The sequence below is a fragment of the Cupriavidus sp. SIMBA_020 genome (assembly GCF_046535395.1).
Classification (GTDB): domain Bacteria; phylum Pseudomonadota; class Gammaproteobacteria; order Burkholderiales; family Burkholderiaceae; genus Cupriavidus; species Cupriavidus campinensis.
Genome location: NZ_JAWRWU010001071.1, coordinates 1 through 256 on the forward strand (window position 1 = coordinate 1; position 256 = coordinate 256).

At 68.8% G+C, this 256-nt stretch carries 1 protein-coding gene; it reads left to right on the forward strand.

The window, feature by feature from the left end:
• The coding region (locus SB751_RS32790) for an MFS transporter (RefSeq protein ID WP_410749352.1) at positions 1–256 on the forward strand (256 nt) is incomplete at both ends.

The following is a 256-nucleotide window of genomic DNA, read 5'->3' on the forward strand; positions in this document are numbered from 1 at the left end:
GGCATCGGCGCGCCCTTGATGATCGTGCTCGGGCGTTTGCTGCAAGGCTTTTCCGCCGGCGGTGAGTTCGGCAGTTCGACCGCCTTGCTGATCGAAGCGGCGCCGTTCTCCAGGCGCGGCTTTTACGGCAGTTGGCAGATGTCGAGCCAGGCGGCGGCGCTCCTGCTCGGCGCCCTGGTGGGCGCGTTGGTCACGCGCGGCCTGTCGCCCGAGGCGTTGAAGTCCTGGGGCTGGCGCGTGCCGTTCATTCTCGGCT